The organism is Acidovorax delafieldii 2AN (genome assembly GCF_000175235.1).
Lineage (GTDB): Bacteria > Pseudomonadota > Gammaproteobacteria > Burkholderiales > Burkholderiaceae_C > Acidovorax > Acidovorax delafieldii_B.
Map to the genome: position 1 here is coordinate 1 of NZ_ACQT01000419.1, position 2,036 is coordinate 2,036.

Consider the following 2,036-nt stretch of genomic DNA (forward strand, 5'->3'; position numbering starts at 1 on the left):
CTACCCCGAGGCCCGGATCCATGGGATTGAATGGAGCTGCCCGCTGCGCCTGGCATGCGCACTGCGCTGCCCCTGGGCGCAGGTGCGCCGTGCCGACATGTGGCAGGCCGACTGGAGCGCCTACCAACTGGTCTACCTGTTCCAGCGACCCGAGAGCATGGCGCGCGCCGCAGCCAAGGCGCAGGCCGAGCTGGCTGCTGGTGCGTGGCTCGTGAGCCTTGAGTTCGCGGTGCCGGACATGCTGCCCTGGGCGCAGATGCGCTCTCCGGGGGGGCGGCTGGTGTGGCTGTACCGCATGCCTTTCTCGCCCGCTGGTGCATGAGCAGCGATGGCTGCGCCTTGTTCTGTTTCGGATATGCAACACCTGTTTGTTACATTGGCTCCCTGGCTACCAACCCCAAGAAGAACACCAGAGAACTCACAGCCAGCGAAGGGCACACGCGGTCCGGACCAGCGCCAGGAGGGGGCGCACGGACCCGCATGGTCTTTCCCATCCGATCAGTCCGATCGGTGCAGCGCGTCGCCCGCCCGCCCCCCCACGGAGCGGGCGCGGGCTGCCGCGAGCGCCGCAAGGGCGTCGGTGAAGGGTTCTGGTGCACAACCGACCGATCTGCAAGGAGAACCCATGAATCCCCGGCCCCTTTTCCGCGCCCGCCTTCTGTGGGCACTGGCGCTGAGCGCTGCCCTCACCGGCTGCGCCACCATGCAAAGCCACGACAAGCTGGCCACCGACATGCAAAGCGCCAGCCGCACGGGTGGCATACCGGCGGCACTGGCCCAGCTCGAGGCCACGGCCAAGACCGAGGAAGAGAAAACGGCGCTGCTGTACAACATGGAGCGTGGCGAGCTGCTGCGCATGGACCGCCGCTACAGCGACAGCACCAACGCCTACCTGTTGGCCGACAACCGTGTCAAGGAGTGGGAAGACGCGGCCAGGACCAACCCCGACAAACTCATGGGCACCGTGGGCGCCGCGCTCATCAGCGAGCGCCTGAAGGTCTATGAAGGCCAGGACTACGAAAAGGTGTGGCTCACCACGCGCCTGGCCCTCAACCGCCTGGCCGTGGGCGACTACGAGAACGCCCGCGTCGACATCAAGCGCACGCACGAGCGCGAGGCCATCATTGCCGAGTTCCGCGCCAAGGAAACCCTGGCGGCGGAAGAAGAGGCCAAGGCGAAGGGCGCATCCTCCGGCAGCAAGGAACTCAATGGCTACCCCGTCGAGACGCTCAACGACCCTGAAGTGCTGGCCCTCAAGAACGGCTACCAGAACGCCCTGAGCCACTACCTGGCCGGTTTTCTCTACGAGGTGCTCAACGAACCCGGCCTGGCCGCGCCCGGCTACCGCAAGGCCATCGAGCTCAAGCCCGACACCGGCGTGCTCGAAGAGGGCCTGCGCGGGCTCGACAGCCGCACCAGCTTCACCTGGAAGCGCCGCCAGCGCATGACCGACGTACTCTTCGTGATCGAGGCCGGTGACGCGCCCGCGCGCAAGCCCAAGGCCTTCACGCTGCCCGTGCCCACGCCGCGCGGCATGGTCACGGCCAGCATTTCGTACCCCGTGATCGAGCCGTCGAACGATCCCCTGCTGAGCCAGGTTTCAGCCGCCGGCTATGACTTCAAGCTCGAGAAAGTGGTCGACGTGAACGTCATGGCCCGCCGCGCGCTCAAGGACGAGATGCCCGGCATGGTGCTGCGCGGCTTCACGCGTGCCGTGGCCAAGGGCGTGGTGCAGAACGAGTTGCAAAGCGGGTGGCTGATCGGCGGCCTGATTGGTGCCGCCGCTTCCATCGCCACCGAGCAGGCCGACGACCGCATGTGGCGCATGTTGCCCGGCCGGGTTTATGTGGCCCGTGGCTACCTGCCCCCGGGCGAGCATGTGCTGAGCATCAACGGACGCGCGCTGGAGGCGCCCATCAAGGTTGACGGCCAGTACGCGCTGGTGCCGCTGCGCCTGTATGACAACCGTGTGCTGGTGGGCGATGTGTCCACCGTGGGCCAACTCACCGCAGTGGCGGCGGCCCCCGCACGCGAGG

At 67.3% G+C, this 2,036-nt stretch carries 1 protein-coding gene and 1 pseudogene; both read left to right on the forward strand.

The window, feature by feature from the left end; all coding sequences use genetic code 11:
* Positions 1-322, forward strand: a pseudogene (locus ACDELDRAFT_RS21740) (class I SAM-dependent methyltransferase); the annotation flags it as partial.
* Positions 323-625: 303 nt separating this feature from the next.
* A partial coding sequence (locus ACDELDRAFT_RS21745) for a COG3014 family protein (protein ID WP_005800694.1) occupies positions 626-2,036 on the forward strand: 1,411 nt, incomplete at its 3' end.